Source organism: Chitinophaga sp. (assembly GCF_035538455.1).
In the GTDB taxonomy this organism is placed as follows: domain Bacteria; phylum Bacteroidota; class Bacteroidia; order Chitinophagales; family Chitinophagaceae; genus Chitinophaga.
In genome coordinates this window covers 66,268-90,456 of the sequence record NZ_DATLKJ010000037.1, presented here as the reverse complement: position 1 = coordinate 90,456, position 24,189 = coordinate 66,268, and the positions used below count along the sequence as shown (strand labels likewise).

The 24,189-nt window shown below is 48.3% G+C and carries 14 protein-coding genes and 1 pseudogene; 6 read left to right on the top strand and 9 right to left on the bottom strand.

What is annotated here, in order from left to right; genetic code table 11:
• Nucleotides 1-41: 41 nt before the first annotated feature.
• Nucleotides 42-1,357, bottom strand: a pseudogene (locus VM802_RS04055) (DUF3472 domain-containing protein).
• Nucleotides 1,358-1,870: 513 nt separating this feature from the next.
• Here VM802_RS04055 and VM802_RS04050 point away from each other — a divergent pair.
• The 3 genes from VM802_RS04050 (at nt 1,871) to VM802_RS04040 (ending at nt 4,723) form a co-directional block, all read left to right on the top strand.
• Nucleotides 1,871-2,125: an acyl carrier protein gene (locus VM802_RS04050; RefSeq protein WP_325528238.1), complete on the top strand. Its 255-nt coding sequence runs from the start codon at nt 1,871-1,873 to the stop codon at nt 2,123-2,125.
• A gap of 153 nt (nt 2,126-2,278) precedes the next feature.
• Complete coding sequence (locus VM802_RS04045; protein ID WP_325528236.1) at nt 2,279-2,974, top strand: 4'-phosphopantetheinyl transferase family protein; 696 nt, start codon at nt 2,279-2,281, stop codon at nt 2,972-2,974.
• Nucleotides 2,975-3,502: 528 nt separating this feature from the next.
• Nucleotides 3,503-4,723 (top strand): phage tail-like protein, encoded by a 1,221-nt coding sequence (locus tag VM802_RS04040; RefSeq protein ID WP_524537091.1) that lies wholly within the window; start codon nt 3,503-3,505, stop codon nt 4,721-4,723.
• A gap of 142 nt (nt 4,724-4,865) precedes the next feature.
• On the opposite strand, the gene VM802_RS04035 is transcribed toward VM802_RS04040, so the two are convergent.
• The 4 genes from VM802_RS04035 to VM802_RS04020 form a co-directional block, all read right to left on the bottom strand.
• Nucleotides 4,866-6,104, bottom strand: a complete 1,239-nt coding sequence (locus VM802_RS04035) for an alpha/beta fold hydrolase (RefSeq protein ID WP_325528232.1) — start codon at nt 6,102-6,104, stop codon at nt 4,866-4,868.
• A 6-nt stretch (nt 6,105-6,110) separates the two neighbouring features.
• The gene (locus VM802_RS04030) at nt 6,111-6,659 is read right to left on the bottom strand and encodes a YIP1 family protein (RefSeq protein ID WP_325528230.1); all 549 of its coding nucleotides are present in this window, start codon (nt 6,657-6,659) and stop codon (nt 6,111-6,113) included.
• Between the two features lie 10 nt (nt 6,660-6,669).
• Nucleotides 6,670-6,954, bottom strand: a complete 285-nt coding sequence (locus tag VM802_RS04025) for a DUF2089 family protein (protein WP_325528228.1) — start codon at nt 6,952-6,954, stop codon at nt 6,670-6,672.
• Between the two features lie 89 nt (nt 6,955-7,043).
• Nucleotides 7,044-9,416, bottom strand: a complete 2,373-nt coding sequence (locus tag VM802_RS04020) for an ABC transporter permease (protein WP_325528226.1) — start codon at nt 9,414-9,416, stop codon at nt 7,044-7,046.
• Nucleotides 9,417-9,684: 268 nt separating this feature from the next.
• Between VM802_RS04020 and tkt the strand changes: the two genes are divergently transcribed.
• The 3 genes from tkt to VM802_RS04005 all read left to right on the top strand — a co-directional run bounded on the left by tkt (nt 9,685) and on the right by VM802_RS04005 (nt 15,000).
• Nucleotides 9,685-11,685 carry a transketolase gene (gene tkt, locus VM802_RS04015; protein WP_325528224.1) on the top strand — a complete coding sequence of 667 codons (2,001 nt, stop codon included), beginning with the start codon at nt 9,685-9,687 and terminating at the stop codon, nt 11,683-11,685.
• Between the two features lie 81 nt (nt 11,686-11,766).
• Entirely contained in the window at nt 11,767-12,531 is a 765-nt protein-coding gene (locus VM802_RS04010) for a porin family protein (RefSeq protein WP_325528222.1), read from the top strand.
• Between the two features lie 102 nt (nt 12,532-12,633).
• On the top strand, nt 12,634-15,000 hold the full coding sequence (locus VM802_RS04005; RefSeq protein WP_325528220.1) for a glycoside hydrolase family 95 protein: 2,367 nt from the start codon (nt 12,634-12,636) through the stop codon (nt 14,998-15,000).
• A gap of 2 nt (nt 15,001-15,002) precedes the next feature.
• On the opposite strand, the gene VM802_RS04000 is transcribed toward VM802_RS04005, so the two are convergent.
• The 4 genes from VM802_RS04000 to VM802_RS03985 all read right to left on the bottom strand — a co-directional run bounded on the left by VM802_RS04000 (nt 15,003) and on the right by VM802_RS03985 (nt 23,957).
• A complete protein-coding gene (locus VM802_RS04000; RefSeq protein WP_325528217.1) occupies nt 15,003-16,808 on the bottom strand; it encodes a cytochrome-c peroxidase in 1,806 nt (601 codons plus the stop codon).
• A gap of 67 nt (nt 16,809-16,875) precedes the next feature.
• Nucleotides 16,876-18,363 (bottom strand): PhoX family protein, encoded by a 1,488-nt coding sequence (locus tag VM802_RS03995; RefSeq protein ID WP_325528215.1) that lies wholly within the window; start codon nt 18,361-18,363, stop codon nt 16,876-16,878.
• Nucleotides 18,364-18,454: 91 nt separating this feature from the next.
• Entirely contained in the window at nt 18,455-19,591 is a 1,137-nt protein-coding gene (locus tag VM802_RS03990; protein ID WP_325528213.1) for an efflux RND transporter periplasmic adaptor subunit, read from the bottom strand.
• Nucleotide 19,592: 1 nt separating this feature from the next.
• On the bottom strand, nt 19,593-23,957 hold the full coding sequence (locus tag VM802_RS03985) for a CusA/CzcA family heavy metal efflux RND transporter (RefSeq protein WP_325528211.1): 4,365 nt from the start codon (nt 23,955-23,957) through the stop codon (nt 19,593-19,595).
• Between the last annotated feature and the right edge of the window lie 232 nt (nt 23,958-24,189).

The window sequence follows — 24,189 nt, the reverse complement described above, 5'->3', positions numbered from 1 at the left end:
TTGTTATGGCAGGCGCTCTTATTTTACATGGAGCCATTTACTCAATTAGACGGCAGCGTAGTGAGGTCTACAGTTGGAGGTACGCCGGTAGCGGGGCGTGTGTAGGTTTGTCCTACGCTGTTGCCTACCTGTCTGAAGCCGCCGCTGAACATATAGAATATGTTATTCTCCACACCGCCGCCTATGTCGTACCGTTGATGTGCGGCATCGCTGGCGGTGGTGGTGAAGGAGGCACGGTTCAGTTCTATCCAGGTACCCTTAACGGTGCGCACCCACTGATTACCGTAGCGGGCTTTGAAGAAATCGTTGCCGTTATCGGAGAAGTTTTCTACAAAGGAGTAGAGGCCACCGAGCAGCTGACCGTTGGTCTTGGATTTATCCCATTGTGCGATGAGCCGCAGTTGCCATTTTCCGGCGCATAGTACCATGCGGTGAAGATGGTATGTGTGCCGGAAGCTACGGCGTTCACCAGCATCCGGTAGGTATTACCGGTGACCCAGGGGAACTTGAGATAGCTCTGTCCGCCGGAGCCTTCGCCGCCGAATGGATTGGCGGTAACGCCTGCGCCTTTTTTAACGAGCGTTACAGCGTAGTCGGATGGTATCTGGTTGGGATCGTTGGTGTTGTAATTGCTCCAGATGGAGAAGAGGATGCGTCTTTCGGTAGGGCTGTTTACTTGTATGCCGAAGTAGCCATCCCAGAAGCCGTTGGTCATGTAGTAGGCGTAGAGTGGATCTGCGCCGGCTGGAACGGTGATCTCATTGTAGAACCAGGCGATAGCGCTGTCTTTTGGCGCGGGGTAGGACAAATGCGTAGCTGGTGCGCCGCGGTACTGGCTCTTATTATATTTCAGGTTCAGCGAGCTGTTGACAACTACTGACTGTACATCGGGGAGGTAGGTGCCGTTTTTGGAAGCGGCCCTGATCTCGAGGCAATGATATTGTGCAGAAGATACGTTGAAGGTACCGACGTTCAGTGTTACATATTTCGTTGTTTTATTGACGGTAACATTATAGCTGGCGCCGGAGCTGTCGAGCCGTATCTTCAGTGTGTTGGTATTAGCTGCCTTAACGCGGATGGAGACGGTGATCTGGCCGGTGGCCTGTGGATAGAAGAACACACGCGTAAAGCCGCTGGAATCCGTCCAGGCTCCCAGCCCTGAAGTGGAGATGGTACCGTAGCCGTTGCTTTGATCTTTCGGATATACGTATCCGTTACTGTACAGTGTGACGGTATCGGTTTGTTGCACAAGTGCGGCAAGATCGATCCCGTTTTTGTCGGCGCCGGATTTCTTAAGGAGTTCACTGTTGTTGAATTTTGCGCATGCGCCCAGGGTGAGGAGGCAGAGCAAAATCATCGGATATTTTTTCATGAGAATTGTGGATTTTGGTTAGCATTATATAAAAGGCTCCATGTGCTGTGGGAATCTGCTCATTGTTCTGCTGAAACCGGAATGACAGGCTATCGTTGTCTGATGTACTATTGACGGGTACAATGTTATTAAAGGTACTTTTTACATTTTATTTCTTCAAGTACTATTCTTTTTATGTAGAATAAATGACATTATATGATAACGATGTATAGAGAAGGATATGATAAGGAATGGATGAATAGCCTTGAAGTTGTTTGCTGGTGAAGATGATGGCCTGTTGACAGAGTGGTGACGGAGATATTTTTAACAGCGTCATGGCACTACGTAAATACAATGCATAGTGCCCTGTTATCTTTGGTTTACATTGTTGATACAATTGTTTGTTAGCCCTGATTTGTTAACCCTTAATTTTTCTTTTCACAGGCTGATCGAATAAAAGATGGTTGATAATCCCCGATAATTCCTGTAAACTTGTAGCCATAAAGCAACTCCGTATATATGGATAAACCAGATCTGATAGCGGCCATCAAGGAAGTGGTACGCCCTTATGCAAAGAACCAGGAAGCACTGGAGAGCATCAATGAAAGCACTGACTTTATCAAAGATCTGAAGATCAACTCCGCAAACCTTGTGGATGTAGTGCTGGATGTGGAGGAGAAATTCAATATTGTGATCGATAATGAATCCATGGAACGCATGCTCACTGTGCAGGCAGCAATGGACGTAGTGGAAAGTAAGCTCGCAGAAAAATAGGACAGCGGATATTTAAAACGGGAGGATGAAATATTGCCGCCGAAGTATGCTGGAGTATGCTTAAGATGGCAGATGAAGATAACGGATTACAGATAACAACGGATTGCAGATAATACATAACAGGTATTGATTTGCTGTACACGTGAACCTCCGATGCAAATAACGGGTAACGACATTATAGATCTGCAGCTGGCGGCCGCAGAAAATAACTGGCGCCGTCGTGGCTACCTCGACAAAATATATACTCCTGCGGAACAAGAGCTGATTGCCTCCGCTACGGCGCCTGACATCATGGTATGGTTGCTCTGGAGCTGTAAGGAAGCGGTCTATAAAATCGTAAACCGGTCTTCCGGTGCCAGGTCTTATGCGCCGCAACAATTCGATTGCCTTCCGCAAACCTGTAATCCATATATGCACAATGCTGTTAGTCAGCCGCCACAGCTCAACACTGTGGCAGACGGCCTTACAACAATATATGCGCCTGCAAATATTACCGGTAGCAGCTATACCGGTAAAGTATTTCATAATGGTAACGTATATATTTTCAATAGCATCGTTACTCATGCATATATTCATACCGTGGCCGTAACGCAGCATCCTCCCGAAAGCGCATATATCAATAGTCTATTTCCCCACTCAATTATTATCAACATATCTTCCAATACAAAAGAGGAAATGTATAACGTTGACAACTACACGCAGATACTACAATCTTCCGGTATTATCGCAGCACAACAACAAGTACAAAAAGACCCGCAAGATCTTCCTGTTATCTACGACACGATTACCCAACAAGTGACGTCCGTTACTATTAGCCACCACGGCCGTTATCTGGCTATCTGTTGTTGAAGACGGCTATCGGAGCATTTGGGTTACAGGCTACCCGGCTTGCGTTTCCTGATGAGTGCAAACGAGCACCAATTACAGCTGGTATTATAAGAGAAGATACACTTTACGCACTCTCGCACAATCAAAAGCTATAATATGTTATAATGTTTTATCTGTATTATGTTACGTGTAAAGAGTCATTTCAGGTCTTACGCAGGACTGGTCCGTTTTCTGTAGTTTGAAAGCCGCTGACATTATGATAGCTTATTATTAAGATCAGTATCGGGTTAATTTTATTCCCCTTATTCCCCTTATTCAATAGTTGTATGACATAGATATATCCCGTACACTGTATCTGTTTTTGGTTTTTACTGTAGACTATATTAGAAGCGAGTACTGCACACTAGTTACAAGTATATTCGGAGAGTCCTATCAACAAGGGGCATTAAAAGTCACTTATCAATGAGAGCAATGAGAAAAGGCAACCTACTGTACACGTTACTTTTATTTTTTATTCATTTTAACTCCTATTAACAGACAGGCAATAGCATTGGAATAGGCACTGTTGCACCGGATTCATCTGCTGCACTGGACATTGTATCAAATACCAAAGGGCTATTGACGCCCAGGTTAAGATTGACAGATGTAAGATTGGCTGCCCCTGTTGTGAATCCCGCAGAGGGATTATTGGTTTACTCGTTATCAGCACCTACAGGAGGTAGCGGTACAGGTTACTACTACTGGCAAACCAGTTCCTGGATACCAGTTAAACCCCAGGATCTCTACTGGAGTAAGAATGGTAATGCTGGCATTGATGCAAGAACAAACTTTCTTGGCACTACAGATGGCAACGACCTGGTGATGAGAACATTCGGGAACCGGATACTGCATTTGACGGCCAATGCAAAAGTTGGTGTGCTGATGTCTCCTGATGATAGATCCGGTCATGGATTGCAGCTGGGCACCAACGTCAGGTTTGGGCAATGGTCCTTAGGTAGTAACCAGCATTTCAGCATTGCCATGGCACCGGGGGACTTTTCAGCTGATGTATTAGCCAGGAAGCTCGCATATACGCTGATCTCCGGGAATTCCTTTATGGACCGGGGAGAGTTGTTATTAGGCGGTAGCACAAATTTCAACAATGAATGGGCTGTGCAGAATATTATATTCTTCACCAATCCAACCAACCAGGTACCCGGTATTGAACGGATGCGGTTGGATAGAACAGGTAACCTGATAATAGGTGGAGCAGGGAGGACAGCAGCGAGAAGACTTGAATTAGCTACAGATGACGTAAGCGCCCCGCCTATGAGATTGTCACTTCAGACCGCGTCAGCAGCTGCTACACATACCGATGGCAGTCAGACAAAAGTAATGATCGTTGATGTTAACGGTGACGTGCGTACCAAGGTTTATGAAAAAAGATATTCCATAAACGGGGGAGGAAATACGCTTCCATTTCCCGGTGGAAGGCCTACCGTACCTTATACGTTACCTCCGGATGCTACTTCGTTTGAACAGAGTGATGGTAATTGGGCGGGGAACGGACAATCCAACACAACATTAGTTGACTTTATCTTACCGAGGGTTTCGGATGCAATTGCTGCCGGGCATAAGATTGGAGATATTTTAGCCATTGATAAACTTAGTACCTACAATATGGTAATTGGTCCGGATAATACCAACATGACCTCTAATCTGGTGTTAAGTTCAGGACATACTTGTGTTTTTTTTATTATGGGGTCAGATAGATGGTATAAGCTTAATTGAGAAAGTAAAGAGATGTCTATGCCTTCATAGCATTTGGGTAAGGACAGCCTGCCGCACTGTACCTTTACGCCGTGAAATGTGTGGAGACCAAATCGACGCCGTTCTTTGATGCAGTGCGGCAAAGCGGTGGATGCCATGCGGATTAACGTGTGGATATAAATGCTGTGATGCCGCTTACTAATTCCGGTTGTAACGGAAGATCAGGTTTGTTGTATGTGGCGAGATTGGCAGCCTTGTCCATGGGAGCTGTTTTTAGCACATGGTTCATACCATCGATCTTTTTAAGGATGGCTTTGGGCGCAGCCTGTTTAAGTAGTTCTGCATCATGGATCGTCACCTGAAGGTCTGTAGTGCCTTGCAGGATCAGTACAGGGGTATGCAGCTTTTTGATTTCCTGTTGCGGATTGTATTTCATGATGGAGATCATGTATGGCTGAACAGAGTTACGGAAATACATAGCAAGATTGTCGGGACAATGAACTGTATGCCCGCTGGCGAGGCTATCGATCAGTGTGGCGGAAATGGCGCTTTGGGAAGGTGGTAACAGTTGCTGGACTTGTCTTTTTAGTGTTGTACTGAAAGGCTCTCCCATACCGGCGACAGATATATATCCATCCACAGGTTCGCGCTGTGCGGCTATCATACCAATCAATGATCCTTCACTATGTCCTGCGATATACACTTTTGAAAAACGGTTGTCTGCCTTGAGCAATTTGACCAGCGCAACGGCGTCATTAATCAGGTCTTCAAAGGACAGATCTGCTTCGCTGTGCATGCCGGCTGCACTCTTGCCGATGCCGCGTTTATCATAGCGTAAGCTGGCGATACCATGCTGTTGCAAAGAGTCCGCGAGTAACTTATAGGTATTGGAGGCAAGGCCTACCGCGCTGTTGCCATTGCGGTCAGTGGGACCAGAACCGGCAATGATCAGTACTACCGGTTGTTTGTTGTTATTAGCAGCGAGTGTTAGCGTACCATGAATATCTCCCGAAATGATGTTATCTTCTTCTTTGTTGTTGCCGCCTGGTGATGAATAAGGCATAAACTGCAATCCCTCTAATTGGTTGTCTTTATTGAGCGCCAGTATGACGGTGAGGGTGGTCTTATCAAAATCACCTTTGAAGCTGGTGTAGGCGGCAGCTTTCGTCTGTGGGATCAGTGTTTTTAAGGAGCCGAACTGACTGCGCATCATGCTGAGCATTTGCGTTGTTTTATCCAGTGGCAGCGCGGTTTTAACGCTGGCTGCATACATACTGAAAAGGCTGTCTGCCTGGTTGTTGTTGTAATAACGCATGAACTTACCGGCTGCCGTTACGTAATCTGACTGGGCCAGCAGATACGTTGGCATAAAGATATGCAGCGCTAACAATAGATTTTTCATAAACAGTTATTTATTGATTTGAAGAAAGTTGCAGAGGATAATTGAAATGACTTCTGCTATGAGCAATGTAGTGATGAATACCATTGTGCCTTTAGCGCCTCTGATGTTGCAGGATACGCGGAAGGCATTGTACATAAGGGCTACCATCCAGATACTTAATACCACGCTCACAAAGGCGACTACGATTATATCTGTGCTGATCCGGTGTAAATCAATTCTTGGGGGCATCGCGAAGTTGATGAGTGCAACGAATATCATCGGGGCCCTGGCTAATGCGATGGTACCGGCAATGTCAATGAAGCGGATTGCGGAGGTGGAAAATATTTTGCCGGCAAAGAAGAACAGCAGTGCCGGACATCCCCAGGCGATCAGTTGTGCCAGCAGGTACCCTGCTGGAAGGGCCATTGTTCCTATTTGTGCACCAAGGGTGCTATTGAAAAGTGTGTGACTGAAAAAGGCGATGAAGGCAGTAAGTAGCATGATCGCCCATCCGACCAGCAATGATCTCGCTCCTGCGATGTAGGTAAAAGGGTTGTAAAACCATATTGTTGTCATCTTAAAGGATTTACTTTTTCTCAATTTTTTCAATCTTCTGAATAATATCATCAAGTAGATTACGCACGGTTGGATAGCTTAATCCCAGTTGTTGCGCCATTACTTTCAAACTTCCGCTGCTTTTTACGAAGTCTATCACAAACTGGAGGTCTTCTGCTGAAAGCCTTGCCAACAGTGGTAATTCAAATGATCCGGATACAACGGTTTCACATGCTTCACAGGCTAGTGAAGTTACTTTCAGTGGTGAAGAACAACTTGGACAATTACAGGGAAGTGTTTTCTTAACTTGTTTCATAGTTGAACAAAGTTAAGATATTTTTTAATAAAATTGATTTTTTGATAAATAAAATTAATTTCAGGGATGGTAAGAAGAAGCGGAGCTGTTTATTCTGCCCTGAGATTATTGACGGGATTATTCAGTGCAGCTTTTACTGTTTGTGTACATACCATGACGAGTGCAATGACGAATGCCACGCCGCCCGCAGCGGCAAATATCCACCAGGGTAATGTTACATGCCAGACATAGCCATTGAGCCAGGTGTGCATAATCCACCAGGATGCCGGGATGGCGATCAGGAAGGAAAGGAATAGCAGGAATACAAATTCTTTGGAGAGCAGGGTGAATAATTGCAGATTGTTGGCGCCGAGTATTTTCCTGATCCCTGTTTCCTTGGTGCGTTGTTGTGTGGAAAACATGGCCAGCCCCAGTAAGCCCAGACAGGATATGATAATAGCCAGTATCGCGAAAGCATGGCTTAGCTGCATCACTGTTTGTTCATTGCGGTAGAGCCGCTCATAATCTTCGTCGGCAAAAGAATACCGGAAAGGAAACGCCGGGTTTATTTTTTTGCAGAGTTGTTCCAGTGAGGCGAGTGACTGAGGTATTTTATCAGGTGCTGTTTTTACGATGATGTTACCCCAGCCTGCCTGTTCTCCGAAAAGTATGATAACCGGATCAAAAGCGTATTGCAGAGACGAAGTGTGGAAGTCCCTTACTACTCCGATGATAGGGCGTTTGCTACCATCTTCCATGGTGAGTAGCTGACCTATGGGATTACTGAAACCAGTTTTTTTCGCTGTGGTTTGATTCACGATAACTGCATTGGTATCTGTCGGAAAATCTGTGGAGAAGTCCCTGCCAGCTATCAGCTGAAGCCCGGAAGTTTTGATATAATCGTACCCGGCGGTGACCATCTGAAAGGTGGGGCGGTAGTCAGGTTGTTTACCTGCCCAGGTGATACCGTCGTCAGAGTTGTTAGTGCCGGTAAGGGAGCCGGTCATGACCGTAACATTGAGGACGCCGGGCGTATTCAGCGCTGCCTGCTTGAATGCGCTGTAATGTTGTATTAATGCACCTTCAACAGGAATGTTGATAAGATGTTCTTTGTCATATCCGGGGCTTTTGGTTCTGATATAGTTCACCTGTCGTGATACCGTGATAGCAGCGGTGATCAGCAAAAAAGAAATGACAAACTGGAAGACAACCAGTCCTTTTCTGAGGCTGATTTCACCCTTGCCATGTTGTACGACGCCTTTCAGTACTGTTACCGGCTGAAAGCCTGATAAATAAAAAGCGGGATAGCTGCCAGCGATGAGACCTGTACTGACAATGATCACCATTAGCTGCATCCAGAACAGCGGTTGTGAAACAGGAAGCGTGACCTGCTTATGTGTAATGGTATTGAAGGCCGGCAGTAATGCAAACACGAGCAGCAACGCAACAGCTACAGCCAGGATTACCAACACCAGGGCCTCTGTGATGAACTGCCTGATCAGTGCGCCACGAAGGGCGCCGGATGCTTTGCGGATACCTATTTCTTTTGCGCGTTTTACAGAACGTGCGGTGGTTAGGTTCATGAAGTTGATACAGGCAATCAGCAGGATGAAGCCTGCTACGAGGCTGAATAATCTTACATATTCAATGCGGCCTCCACTGGGGATACCGTTGCTGAATCTGTTATGGAGGTATTGATCTGCAAATGGTTGCAGGTCCAGTTCCTGGTGCAGACCGGGCCCCTGGTTGATATAATAGCTATCCAGGAAATTGCGGATCTTGTTTTTTACTGCGGTTGCACTGGCTTCTCTGCGTAGTTGTACCACGGTGTGTACGCCCGTACTGCTCCAGGTGGCAGCCCAGGTGAACTTTTTCACAAATGCGTACCAGTTGATCAGATAATCGAACTGAAAGGATGAACTGGCTGGCATATCTGCATATACTGCAGTAACCGTAAATTGGTTCTGATTGTTATTATATCGCAATACCTGCCCCATTGCTGCAGCGGGGCTTCCAAAGAGTGTAGTGGCCATAGATGCGGAAACGGCAATGCTGCCTGGCATTTTCAGGGCCGTCGCTGGTTGACCTATTACCAGGGGAAAACTTAACATTGTAAAGAAATCCCCTCCCGCGTATCCACCCTGTTTGCGTATTACCTTATCGCCTGCACAGAATACGCCGCCGTCATAAGTGTATGCTGCCGCATATTGTATTTCGGGGACCATCTTCTTTAATTCTTCTGACAACATTCCCGGCGTACCGTAGCTGGAGCCTGTTTCGCCGATGGTAATTTCATGCTGTATTACATTGTAGAGCTGTGGATTATTGACATGGAAATGATCGATCTGGTATTCGTGTTGTACCCAGAGGAGTATAAGCAGGCTGCAGGCTACACCCAGTGAGAGACCTGTGATGTTGATAAATGAGAAGGCCTTGTTCCTCCACAGATTTCTCCAGGCGATGGTGAGATAGCTTTTGATCATAACCGGCGGTGTTGAATAGCAGACGATGACACCAAGATAATGCCTCTTTAGTTGTTATTGAAAATCAGTTTATTGCCTATGGGTTTATTGTCCGGTAATAAGATTAAATGTTCATTAATGAACAGTGAGGATTTTTGTGGTTTGTTTGATTATGCGGATATTTGAAAAACGAGCATGTTGTTTGAGGAAAAACCTGTAACATATCCTGATCTCACTATTATTATCTTTCTCACATCGGGATAATCCTTTTCATCACAAAAACTACGGTATGTCTATTGAAGAAAAAAGCATCAATACTATCCGTTGTCTTGCAATGGATGCCGTCCAGAAAGCCAATTCGGGTCATCCAGGTACGCCGATGGCACTGGCGCCGGCCGCTTATGTTTTGTGGATGGAGCATCTGCGGTATAATCCGCAGAATCCCAAATGGTTCAACCGTGACCGCTTTGTATTGTCTAACGGTCATGCTTCCATGTTGCAATATGCTATGTTGCATCTCACAGGATATAATGTTTCCCTGGAAGACATAAAGCAGTTCAGGCAGTGGGAAAGCATTACGCCGGGGCATCCTGAGGCTGGCATGACACCTGGCATTGAAACCACTACGGGGCCGCTGGGACAGGGGATTATGACAGCGGTGGGTATGGCTATGGCGGAAGCCCACCTGGCAGGTGTTTTCAATCGTGAAGAAAAGATCATCGATCATTATACTTATGTGTTTTGCAGTGATGGCGACCTGATGGAAGGCGCTTCGCATGAAGCTGCTTCCGTGGCAGGGCACCTTGGCCTGGGCAAACTTATATGCCTGTACGATAACAACCACATTACTATAGAAGGCAATACTTCGCTTACTTACTCCGATGACGTGGGCAAGCGCTTTGAAGCCTATCACTGGCATGTCATCGATCTGGGTGACCGGGGTAATGACCTGGCTGCGATATCCGGTGCGTTTGCACAGGCGAGAGAAGTAACAGACAAACCCACCATGATATTGTTGCGTACGCACATCGGTTATGGATCACCCAACAAACAGGATACACCGGAAGCGCATGGTTCGCCGCTTGGTGCGGAGGAAATCCGGCTTACCAAAGCATTCTATGGCTGGCCGGAAGATGCGCAGTTCCTTGTACCGGAAGATGTGCAGACACATATGCACCAGGCTGTACAAAAGGGCCGTCACCTGGAAGATGACTGGAATGCCTTGCTGAAGAAATATCAGTCTGTGCATCCGGAGTTGTTTTCCTTACTGGAGCAATACCGTACGAAATCATTGCCGGCAGGTTGGGATAAAGCGTTGCCTGCATATACACCGGATAAAGGGCCTAAAGCTACCAGGGAAATATCTTCCGCTTTTCTCAACGCTGTGGCAGATAAGCTGCCCTGGCTTGTTGGCGGCAGCGGGGACCTGGAGCCTTCCACCCTCACGCTGATTAAATCGTCCGGCTATTTTGCAAAGGGCATGTACGATCAGCGCAATATTGCGTGGGGCATACGTGAGCACGTAATGTGTGCTGCCAGCTCGGGCATTACGCTGCATGGCGGGCTGCGGGCTTATGCAGCGACGTTCTTTATCTTCACGGATTATGCGAGGCCGGCCATCAGGCTGGCCGCTATTATGGAGTTACCGGTGATTTATGTGATGACGCATGACAGTATCGGGTTGGGAGAAGATGGCACCACACATCAGCCTATAGAGCAGCTGGCTTCACTGCGCGCTATGCCGCATCTCTGCCTCATACGGCCCGCTGATGCCAACGAGGCTATATGGGCCTGGAAAATTGCCATCATGCGAAATGAAGGCCCTACGATGCTGGTTCTCACCAGACAGAAGCTGCCTATATTCGATGCCGGTCAGGTGGCTTCCGCTGAAGGTGTGACCAAAGGCGCCTATATCATTTCAAAAGAGCAGGGCGCACAACCCGCGGCTATCCTTATTGCAACCGGTTCTGAAGTGTACCTTGCGATGGAGGCGCAGCAGCAGTTGCGTAAAGAAAGCATAGATGTGCGGGTGGTTAGCATGCCTAGTTGGGATCTTTTCCGTGGGCAGCCGCCTGCTTATCGTGAAGAGGTATTGCCTGCCAGCGTAAAGGCGCGTGTGGCTATAGAAGCGGCCGCACCGGAAGGATGGCACGAATGGGTAGGAGATAAGGGCGTTATCATCGGTATCAATAAATTCGGCGCCAGTGCTCCTGCCAAAGATCTTTTTATGCATTATGGCTTTACTGTGGAGAATATCGTGGCAAAGGTGAAGGGGGCAATAGCTGAATAAAAATTTCAATGGCATTTTGATAAAGATAGTTGTAGCTTTACATATTGTAAATTTTTTGATTTATCAATCTAAAGCTCTCTTATGAAAAACTTATTGCGTATAGCCGTACCAGTTATCGGGCTGTTCGTGTTGAATGTTTCCCGCGCCCAGGCGCAGGTAGACCTGGGTGTAAAAGCCGGGTTAAGTATTCCCAACCTCACTTCCGGAAACTCTAACAACCCGCTGAGCAGCGGCTACAATTCCAGGTTAGGGCTGGATGCAGGTATACACGCGGAGTTTCACCTGACAAAGAAATTCTCTATTCAACCTGAGTTGCGTTATTCTTCACAAGGTGGTAAGAAAAACGGTAATCAGGCTTTTGTGCCGGATCCGACTCAGTTCCCTGCAGGTACGCCGCTGCCTCCACTTTTGTATGCCGACTACAAGAGCGTAGCCAAACTCAATTACCTGATGCTGCCTGTACTGGCGAAGTATCATTTCCTGAACAATCCTAAATGGGATCTGTATGCAGCTGTAGGTCCTTTTGTGAGCCTGTTGTTATCTGCAAAAAATGAAACCAGTGGTAGCAGCATTATTTATGCTGATGAACAGCATAAACAGCCACTGCCTCTTGGAGCAGTATCTTTCGACAGGAAAGAGGACATCAAAGACAAGTTGAATTCTACCAATTTTGGTATTGATGGCCATGTAGGTATTGCTTACAAACTTAATCAGCGCAGCAGTATATTCCTGGAAGGTGGCGGCCACTATGGCTTTATCACTATTCAGAAAGATGAAGCTAACGGTAAAAACCGCACTGGCGCCGGTGTAGTTACAGCCGGTTATGCATTCCGCATCTGCAAGTAATCATGTTCATGAACTTTCCGGATCTGCCGCTATTGGGATTTTGAGTACAAAAGCAGTATCTTTCTGCTTCATCCACGTATCCAGGTCCGGAAATTCTGAGTAATGAAATATATATTTACCTGTCTATTTGTACTTATGCTGACGTTGTCACTGTCAGCACAATCTTTGAAGTTATGGTATGCGCATCCTGCCGATGCTACCGTTCCCGACGGTATGCGGGGTACGGCTGATGATGCGGAATGGCTGAAAGCCCTGCCTCTCGGCAATGGTAACATAGGCGCGATGGTTTTCGGAGACGTAAACCGGGAACGCGTACAGTTGAACGAAAAAACATTATGGAGCGGCAGCAATGATGATAATGATAACCCCGACGCCGCAAAATATCTGCCCGAAATACGCCAGCTTTTATTCCAGGGAAAATTTAAAGAAGCTACCACACTTACCAACAGGACACAGATCTGCAAAGGTGTTGGCTCCAGCGGAGGCAATGGCGCCAATGCGCCCTTTGGTTGTTTCCAGACATTGGGCGATCTGCGCATCAACTTCGGGAAAAGCAGCAGCTATACCAACTACCGCCGTACCCTCGATCTGAATGAAGCGATAGCTACCGTCAGTTATGAACAGGATGGCGTTCAGTATAAACGGGAGTATTTTATCAGTGCGCCCGCCAATGCGTTGATCATCAGAATCACTTCCAACAGGAAGGGGGCCGTTTCTTTCACTGCTACATTGGACCGCCCGGAACGTTTCACCACCCAGGCTTCCGGTGATGAATTGATTATGACTGGCCGGCTCAATAATGGTAAAGGCGGCGAAGGCATGGGATATATGGCCCGGCTAAAAGCAGCTGTGAAAGATGGCAAACTGTTGTACCGCAACAATGAGCTGGTGATTGAGAAGGCTGATGAAGTGACCTTATATCTTACTGCATCCACCAGCTATATGCCTGTATATCCCAACTATACCGGAAGAAATTATGCACAGCTTACAAAGGAAGCGCTGAACAAAGCTGCGGCTAAGCCTTACATTACGCTGAAACAGGAGCATGTAAAGGATTTCCAGCGTTATTTTTCCCGCGTTGATTTTACTATTTCGGATGATAAAACAGGGGATGATATTCCGACAGATGAAAGACTGAATAATGTAAAAAAGACGGGGAACGACAACTATCTCACCCAGCTTTACTTTCAATACGGCCGTTATCTGCTGATCACGTCAGCAAGGGAAAATACATTGCCTGCCAACCTGCAGGGGATCTGGGCCAACAGAATACAGACACCCTGGAACGGCGATTATCACACCGATATCAATGTACAGATGAACTACTGGCTGGCGGAAAATACCAATCTTGGCGAGCTGCATCTTTCGCTCACTGATTTTATCCGGAGCATTGAGCAGCCCGCAACAAAATCGGCCACAGTGCAGTTTCATGCAAAAGGCTGGAGCATCAATCCTATTGTAAATGTATGGGGATACACTTCTCCCGGTGAGCATCCGTCGTGGGGACTTGCGCCGTCTGCCAGTGCCTGGATATGTGAGCATCTCTGGGAACATTATGCGTTTACACTCGACAAGTCTTATCTTCAACGTGTTTACCCCACATTGAAGAATGCTGCCCGTTTTTATCTCGACTGGCTGGTAACAGATTCCACTACAGGTAAGCTGGTATCGGGTCCGGCTTCTTCGCCTGAAAATGGATTCCGTGCGCCTGACGGCAGCAATGGATCTATCAGCATGGGACCTAGTCATGAACAGGAAGTAATAGGGGAGCTGTTCACCAATGTACTAGCCGGAGCGGCTATACTGGATGATAAAGATGAACTGATTGCAAAAGTAGCTACTGCAAAAAGCAGGATGCTGGCGCCTAAAATCGGCGCCGACGGCCGCATCCAGGAGTGGGCACAACCCTACGAAGAGCTGGAGCCGGGGCACAGGCATATGTCGCATCTTTACGCCTTATATCCCGGCCACGCTTTTAACGAAAACGAATCGCCGGAGTATGTGGCAGCTGCGCGCAAATCGCTGGAGTACCGTTTGCAGCATGGCGGCGGACATACCGGCTGGAGTGCGGCCTGGGTTACTAACCTGTGGGCGCGACTCAAAAGCGGTAATGATGCACTCAAGGCATTTAACGCCATCCTTATAAAAAAATCGGCGGACAATCTTTTCGATCTGCATCCGCCTTTCCAGATAGATGGCAACTTTGGCGCCACCGCCGGTATTGCGGAAATGCTGCTGCAAAGCCATGCGGGCGCTATCGAGTTACTGCCTGCCTTGCCGGATGCCTGGAAGAATGGCTCCGTGAAGGGGCTCTGCGCAAGAGGTGCATTCGTTGCCGATATACAATGGGCCAACGGTAAGGTAACCGCTGCAAAGATCTTCTCCAAGGCAGGAGGTACATGCACCGTGAAGTATAATGGTCTCACAAAAACCATTCGTACGATTGCCGGGAAATCGTATGCTCTTTAACGTTATAATCCCTTTTGCAGGTTATCATCTGTCAGGGTGTGCATAAAAGCCACGAGCGCTTTGATCTCATCCTGTGATAGCTGCAGAGGATCAGGGGCGAGCGTCTGGTTGGGCAGATGAATGCCATAACCGGCCGCTCCTCCTTTATTGTAGAATTCCATCACTTCCTCCAGCGTGCTGTAAGCCCCATTGTGCATGTAAGGCGCCGTCAGTGCAATATTGCGTAAGGTCGGTATCTTGAATGCATACTTCAGCTCTTCCATTTCTGTATGTATATATCTTCCCTGGTCTTTATCCAGGATAGGTTTTCCGGGTTGCTGCAAGACGCCCAGTACTTCTGACTCTGTATTAGAAAAGGCGGGTGCGGCGGTGCCGTTGAACAGCGGCACAAAATGGCATGTGGCACAACGCCCCTTACCCATGAAGAGGTTGAAGCCCTTCACCTCCTGTGTGCTCATCGCGGTTGTGTTGCCCTGCATGTATTTGTCGAATGCAGATCTGAATGGTTGCAATGACCGGATATAGCCAGCAATGGCTGTGATCACCTGCCTGGATCTGATACTGTCCTGCATGCCCGGAAATACTCTCCGGAAGCACTCCGGCATACCTGGCATTGTGTTCAGCCAGGCGGCTACTTTCTGTGGAGAAGAATGCATTTCATCTTTATTGCTCAGTACATCCAGCGCCTGGTTTTCCAGCGTAGGAGAGCGCATATCGTAGAACTGTGCATGCTGGAATCCCGCATACAGTAGTGTGGGCGTATTCCGTAGCAGCCGTGCGCCACCGCTGAGTGTGAGCGGCTGGTTCATGCCGTCTGTAAAGGCTTTATCCGGCTGGTGACAGCTCTGACAACTACGTTTACCGTTGCCGGAGAGCTGTGCGTTTTCAAAAAGCTCTTTGCCCAGTGTTGTCATTTCCGGCGTAGGTATGGCATCCGGAGCATGCACAAAATACCGGATGTTCAATAGCGAAGTGTCGAAAAGTGTGCGTGCGTCATTGCGCAGGGCCGTCTGATCTTTTACCAGCGGCAGCTTTTCCTGTTGATACCACTGCATCATGACTGTAGTAAGCGGATTTAGCTGAGCGGTGATAAATGCTGCATAGTCGAAGTTATGCGGATGTTGTGATTGTCTGCCGATGGCAATGGCATGATTGAAACGTTGCTGAAGGCTGTCGGGGATGCCTGTCATCATACATATCTTCATCACTGCTTCCAGTGATGTGGCAGATTCCTTAATACCCAGACCGCACAGAGGCGTATCAAATCCGCTGATGCCAAGTGCGGCTACCCTGAACACTTCCAGTTTGCATGCTTCAAAAACATGCGCTGTATCGAAATGCATGTTCTCTATGGCATCTCTGAGGCCAATGACGGCTGATTTAAAGGACCTGATTTCTTTTACCAGCTCTATAGTGTTGGCGCTATCATAGGGATATAGCAACGCTTCTATTACCTGTAGCCCGGACGGGGGCGCTGTGATGCGGTGTTCTTCGGTTTCTATTTCGGGTAACGGCGGGCCATTCAGCATGCGTGCAGTAGCTGGTGCATAGTATTCGCTGAACCATTCCAGTTGTTTATAGTACTTCCTGCAACCGGTGAATGCCTGTTGTAAGGATGCTTCGCCCACCTTCCTGTTGCTGAGCTGTAGCAGGCTGTCGGTCATCGTTTCGAGAGAGTCGGCATGCGTAGCGAGCCAGGCGTGGATTTGATGATCGAATGTGTTGCCTGTGCTTATGTTGCGACAGGAAGTAAAGCTGATTACACAGCTTAACAGGCATATAAAGAGGATGCGACTGCGTTTTGCCATAGATGGTGTATATGCAAAAAGTTTCCCCCGCAGGGGGGAAACTTCTATGTTGATAAAACAGGCCGGTTTACTTTTCAACACCGGTGACGATCACGGTTTGTCCGCCTTCGGTATGACCTGCAGCCGGATCGGTGTTCAGGCCGCTGCCATCTGCATCTTTAAACTTGTCATCTCTCCATGTATGCGGATGGATGTTTACTACAAAAGTATTAGGCTTGCCAATGAGATCAGAGATGTCGTACATCGCGCCATATTCCCATGAGCTCAGGCGCTGATCGTTGGAAGGATTGTATTTGCCGTTGAAGGTAGCATCTGAGCGGCGGTGGTTCATTTCCAGCATAGGCTTGATCGCTTTGGTAGCGATGTTATACTGCCAGATGCGGCCATCGTGTTTGTTGTCTTTATAGAAAGAATCGCCATCTTCCTGGATGTACACGTAGTTCTGTGTAACGCAGAGGTTATCCGGGTTTACGATGCTATTACCCGGATCAACGTTACCGTCAATCAGCGGCGTGAGTTTGCCTTTCAGCGGAGTTGCCGGATCGAGTTCCAGGCGGTATACGCGGCCCCACATCGTAAAGCCTTCTACAGGTGTTGACTTGTCTGACTGGCTTACACCGGTAGCAGTAAAGTACAGTTTACGGTTGTTTTCAGCAGAACCTTTACCGTAGTCGAGATCTTCCACGCGGGCAAACTGGATGGCTTTCTTGTCAACCGTCTGTGTTGCGAGCTGATCGCCGGTGCTGGTTTTTACGTTATCATATTCTACGAATTCTACGTCGTAGGTAGTGCCAACTTTCATGTCTGTTTCAACTGTGTTGAGGTCTGTTCTGCGCAGCATGTACAGTTTACCGTCGTTCACATCGCCCACGGTGTTGGAGAGATAGAGATTAACCTGGCCTTTGCCGTCATCTTCGCCGATGAAGATAGCAGTTTTACCGGGGTAAGCATTTTTATTCAGAGGCACTGCATTCTCAGCGCTGCATTTGCCCAGTGCGGCGAGTGTTCTGTTGCTTCTTTTTTCGGTGGTACTGGCAAGGGGATTGATGCCGTGAATCATGGACTCCGCACCGCTTTCGCCGGCAGTGAAGAACAGCGGGCCGAAGCCATGTTCAGCAGGAGTAGCCATGGTGGCAGAGCAGAGACGTTTCTGCATACCGCCGTATTTGTCTACGATATATTCACCTTTCTGCGGCTTCAGGTTTTTATCGAGATACACGCGTGATACAGAGCAAAGTATTTCGTGGTTGTTGATCATAATGTATCCGTCACCTGCCGGATCTTTGATTATACCGGCGCCATCAGGCTGTGCACCGTAAATAAAATCAGGGGAACCAGCCAGTTTGTCGTCGCTGCTGATGAGCGGGAAAATCTGCAATGCATCGTATCCTGAGAGGGTCTTTACCAGTGAAGGCGTTACCGACTGTGTTTTCAGTTCAATGCCTGAAGCAGGAGGGGGCGTCTCCTGCTTATCATCGTTCTTATTACAGGCAATGATCATAGCTCCTGCCAGCAACGGGCAGATAAGGGAGGCTTTCGCGTACAGTTTCATCATATAAGTTTGCCCCAAAAATCAATTTCTCATGTTTTCGGAATATTAACACAAGGTTAAGCTTGTATGAAGAAATTCATTCTGCGAAAAGACATCACTCTTCTGTTCCTTTATTCTTCATCTGGCCTAATACAGCATATGCGCCCTTTATCACTAGTTTCTGATTTTGTAATGCCTGGCCGTCGCCGGTCAGCTGCACAAATTTATTTTCTCTCCGGCCGGTGGTCACCGGAATAAGTGTGAATTGTTTTTCATCATTTGTTGCGAAAACATATTCTTTTCCCATATAGCGTACTACGGCTTCTTCCGGTACGGCTACTGCCATTTCATTGTCCATATCAAAGGTGGCGTTGAGGAACATGCCCGGCAGCAGGTCGTGGCCTGCATTTTCGAAGTGACAGTGTATCAGTCCGCTACGGTTATCGTTTACGTTCTTTGTCACGAGGATCACTTCGATGTCGTATGTTTTATCCGGTTTATCGGCGAGTGAAACTGTACCATGCAATCCCTTGCTGAATGCGGGGAGGTCTTTCTCAAAAACGGTAACGGAGGCGTGTATATCTTCCGGGTTGACCAGCTCAAACAGTACGTCAGTAGGCATTACATACTTACCGATGTTTACATTCACTTTGGTGACATATCCATTGATGGGAGAGTAGAGTGGTACAGTGGAGGAGATATTACCGACAGATAATTTAGCAGGGTTGATGTTGACGATGCGCAGTTTTTCGCCAAGTGATTTCAGGGAGATTTCTGCGTTTTTATATTCATTGAGTATCTGTTGGTATTTCTTTTTACTGATGGCGTCGGCTTCGCTCAGTGTTTTTTGGCGCTGCATGTCTGCTGAGAGGTATTCCATGTTAGACCTGGCTGTCAGGTAATCCTGTTGCAGCTGCACGAAGCTCTGGTCTTCCATGATACCGATCACCTCTCCTTTATTTACCGGAGATCCGGGGAGAAGGGTCGTGCTTTTGAGATAGCCTCCCAGCGGGAAGCTGATGGAGATGAGGTTTTGTGGAGGCACGTCTACCACACCGCTTGCCCTGATCACGTTGTGCATGGGCATGTGGCGGATGGTATCATAGGTGAGGCCGGCGTTCTTTTTTTGCAGGCTGTCGAGCATTACTGTGTTGCCGTTTGTGTTAGTCTCATCTGTTTCAGCGGGTGCTGGTTTGCTTTTGCAGGCATACAGCAGCGCGATGAAAGCGGTATATATGAATATCCGGTGCATATTATTTCTGATTGGATTGAAGTAAGTATTCCAGTTCTGTTTTGCTTGTATTGAGTTCTTTCAGTACGTCGATATATTGGCTTTGCAGGCTGATGGCATTGCTGATAAGCGTGCTCCATTCAATATAACCTATTTCCCCATTCCGATAACTGAGATTGGCTGTTTTGATGATAATGCCAGATTGCGGTAATGCCGACTGCTGATAGTATTGCACTGCCTTCTGGTATTTCGTGTAGTCGTTCCAGTGTTGCTCCAGCTGTGTATATAGTTTGGTGGCGGCCAGCTCTGCAGCTGTGACGGCAGATGCCTGCATTTGTTCAGCAGCGCGGATCTTCGCCTTTTGTGCGGAGGTGAAGATGGGGATTCCTACGCCTACCTGCGCCAGTGAGAAACGTCTGCCGCCGCCGTAGTACTGTTCTTCCCGGTTTTTGGCGGTCTGCCATCCAATGATGGATTGATTGGAATAACCCAGTAACCAATCGGGCAGCAGTCTGGCCTTTTCCAGGCGGGTAACGCTGCCGGATATACGTTCCTGTTGACGGAAAGTTTCGAGATAGGGGTGCTGCTGTAATGTGGTGCTATCAAACAGGACAGCGGTGTTGCTGAGGCTATCCGTTGCATCGATGGCGGCATTGCGCTCATTCAGCAACATGGCCAGTGCAGTGGATGCAGTCTTATTGTCGTCCTGCAACAATTCCAGCTGCATCTGTACCTGCCGGGCCTGGTTCTCCAGGGAGGCTTTCTCCAGCAGGTTGCTTTCGCCATTATCATGACGGAGTTTTGCCACGCGTGCGTAGTTGGCGAAGATGCTGTCTGTTTGTTGTAACAAGTGTTTTCTCGCTTTCAGGTATTGGAGCTGCAGATAGGCCAGTTTCACGAGCCGCTGCACTTCTGCCTGTTGCAGATTAGTTTGCAGCTGTGCGCCTTTCCACTCCTGCTCAAATACGGTGCGCTGGCGCTTGTATAGTACCGGCATTGCGAAGCTCTGCGTGAGGGTGAATTTATTATCGAATGCGCTACTGTTGATATTTCCCAACTCAGCGCTGAGCTGTGTTTTGGGAAGGTCTGCGTGTGTGCGGGTAAGCGCTTCAAAGTAGGCTGCCTGCTGGTTGCTCAGTTTCAGCTGGAGGTTCTGTTGCTGCGCTGTGTGCAGCGCTTCCTGCATGGTCATGGGCTTAGTGCCTTGTGCATGGAGCAGGGAAGGTAACGCCAGCAGCGGGATGATAAACATTGCAGCATGGGGTTTCCGTTTCCAGCCACCTTCAAAGAGGAGGAAGAGAGCGGGCAGTACCAGCAGCGTGAGCAGCGTAGCTGTAACAAGGCCGCCGATTACCACGGTGGCCAGCGGACGCTGTACCTCTGCTCCGGCGCCGTTACTCAGCGCCATAGGCAGGAAGCCGAGTGAAGCTACTGTGGCTGTCATGAGCACCGGCCGTAATCTGTCGTGCGTAGCCTGTAGAATGATCTGCCTGAGATCTGTCATACCATCTTTTTTTAACTGGTTCATTTCACCGATCAATACAATTCCATTTAACACCGCTACGCCAAAGAGCGCGATGAACCCAACGCCTGCGGATATACTGAAAGGCATGCCGCGCAGCCACAAGGTGATCACGCCGCCAATGGCTGACAACGGAATAGCGGAGAATATCAGTAAGCAATATTTGAGCTTGCGGAATGCAAAGAACAGCATCAGGAATATCAGCAGCAGGGCTACGGGCAAGGCTATACTAAGACGGCGGGTTGCATGCTGGAGGTTTTCGTATTGTCCGCCGTAGGTGACGTAGTATCCCGGCGGGAACTTCAGGTGTTTGCCGACCTTTTGTTGCAGTTCGTTGACAATGCTTTGTACGTCGCGGCCACGGACATTGAATCCTACGGTGATGCGGCGGCGCGCATCCTCGCGTTGTATCTGGTAAGGGCCGTCCTGTATAGCTATGGAGGCCAGGGTATTCAGTGGTACTTGTCCACCGCCTGGTAATTCTACCGGCAGGTTTTCTATTTCGCTGAGGTCTTTTTTCTGTAGCTCATTCATCCTGATCACGAGGTCGTATCTTTTATCGCCTTCAAATACGAGCCCGGCTACAGCACCGGCATAGGCGGACTGAATGGTATTATTCACATCGGTGATGGAGGCGCCGTAACGGGCTATCGCTTCGCGGTTGTAGTTGACCACCAGCTGTGGGATGCCTGTTACTGTTTCTGTGTAAAGGTCTTTGGCGCCGCTTACGGATTGTATGATGCGGGTCAGCTTATCAGCATATAGCGCCAGTGTGTCGAGATCATCGCCGAAGATCTTGCATACCACGTCCTGGCGTGCACCTGTCATCAGTTCGTTGAAGCGCATTTGTACCGGAAACTGGAAGCCGGTGGTGATGCCGGGAATTTCGTGGAGGGCCTTGCTCATTTTGCCGGCCAGCTCGGGGAAGCTCTCTGCGGTGGTCCAGTCTTTTTTAGGTTTGAGGATTACCATGAGGTCAGCCGCTTCCATGGGCATGGGATCGGTAGGGATTTCGCCGGAACCTATTTTAGTGACTACTTTCTCCACTTCCGGGAATTTCTTCAACAGTACGTGTGCAGCCTGTTGCGTGGTATTGATGGTAGTGGTGAGCGAGGAACCGGTGAGCAGCCGGGTGTCTATTGCAAAATCTCCTTCTTCCAGCTGCGGTATAAACTCGCCGCCTAATGTGGTGAGGATAAACACGGCTATGCCAAACAGCAGGAAAGCGCCTGCCACCACCAGTTTAGGGATTTGCAGTGTTCTCTTTAATACCGGGTCATACCATTGCTTGACCTTTGTCATCATCTTATCGGCGAAGCTCTCTTTGTGACTGAGTTTTTTATTTAGGAACAATGCGCCCATCATCGGCACATAGGTGACGGAAAGCAGGCAGGCGCCGAGGATGGCGAAGGATACGGTTTCAGCCATCGGGCGGAACATCTTGCCTTCAATGCCGCTGAGGGAGAGGATCGGCAGGTATACGATGAGGATGATAATCTGACCGAAGGCTGCGCTGTTCATCATTGATTTAGCAGAGCTTTCCACTTCATTGTCCATCTGTTCCTGTGTGATGCGGTTTACCCCGCGGAGAGTGGCGCCTTGTGTGAGTTTGTGCATCACTGCTTCAATGATGATCACTGCACCGTCTACCAACAGGCCGAAGTCCAGTGCGCCAAGGCTCATCAGGTTACCGCTTACGCCGAAGATGTTCATCATGATCAGTGCAAAGAGCATGGCCAGCGGTATTACGGAAGCTACGATGAGGCCTGCACGGATATTACCCATGAAGACCACGAGCACAAATATCACGATCAGGGCGCCTTCTACCAGGTTGCGTTCTACGGTGGAGATGGCGTTGTCAACCATTTTGGTTCTGTCAAGGAAAGCTTCTATGGCTACGCCTTCGGGGAGTGTTTTTTCTATTTCGGCGATCTTTTTTTTGACATTTAGGATCACTTTATTGCTGTTCCCGCCTTTGAGCATCATCACTACCGCGCCGGCTACTTCGCCCTGGTCGTTGAACAGCATGGCGCCATAGCGTATAGTCTTTCCCGTTTGTACTGTCGCGATGTCACGGACCAATACCGGTACGGTACCATTTACCCGTTTTACAGCAATACTGCCGATGTCCTGGATATTCTGCACGAGACCTTCACTGCGGATAAAGAGCACATTAGGTCCTTTTTCAATGTAGGCGCCGCCGGTGTTCTGGTTATTTTCCCGGAGGCTTTTGTATACATCTGAGATGGTGAGCTGGAAGCTTTTCAGCTTCTCAGGATTGATGGCCACTTCATATTGTTTGACGGAGCCGCCGAAGCTGCTGACATCGGCTATCCCTTCGGTACCGAGTAATTGCCTGCGCACGATCCAGTCCTGTATATCTCTGAGGGCGGTGAGATCATATTTGCCTTCGTAGCCGGGTTTAGGCCGTACTACATACTGGAAAACTTCGCCAAGGCCGGTGGTTACGGGGGCCAGTTCTGGTTCCGTCATGCCGGGGGGGATCTGTTGCCGCACCTGCATCAGCTTTTCGCTTACCTGCTGCCGGGCCCAGTATACATCTGTCTTGTCGTCGAAAACGATTGTTACCAGGCTGAGGCCGAAGCGGGAGAAGCTGCGTTGTTCAATAATACCGGGGATATTGCGTGTAGCCAGTTCTATAGGTACGGTAATGAAGCGTTCCACATCGGGGGCACCCAGGCTGGGGGCGGATGATATGACCAGTACCTGGTTGTTGGTGATGTCGGGCACTGCATCTATCGGCAGCTGGGTAACAGAATAACTTCCCCATCCTATCAGCGCCAGTATGAAAAGGCCAATGATCAGCTTGTTCTTTATCGAGAAATGAATGATCCGGTTTAACATGTATTGCTGTTAAAGAGTAAAAAAGGACACTATACCGTGTAACGTTGACGGTAACAGCATGTAGTGGCAGTTTGTTGTGCCGCAATACGGCGGCTTGTTCTTCGTCAGAAAAACACTACTGCCCGCATAAGATGAAATAGTTCATGCCATGGGGTACGCGGCACTATCGCGCACAGCATTTATTTATCAATAGATAAATAAAATAACGGTTTATGGCTTACAAAAATAATGA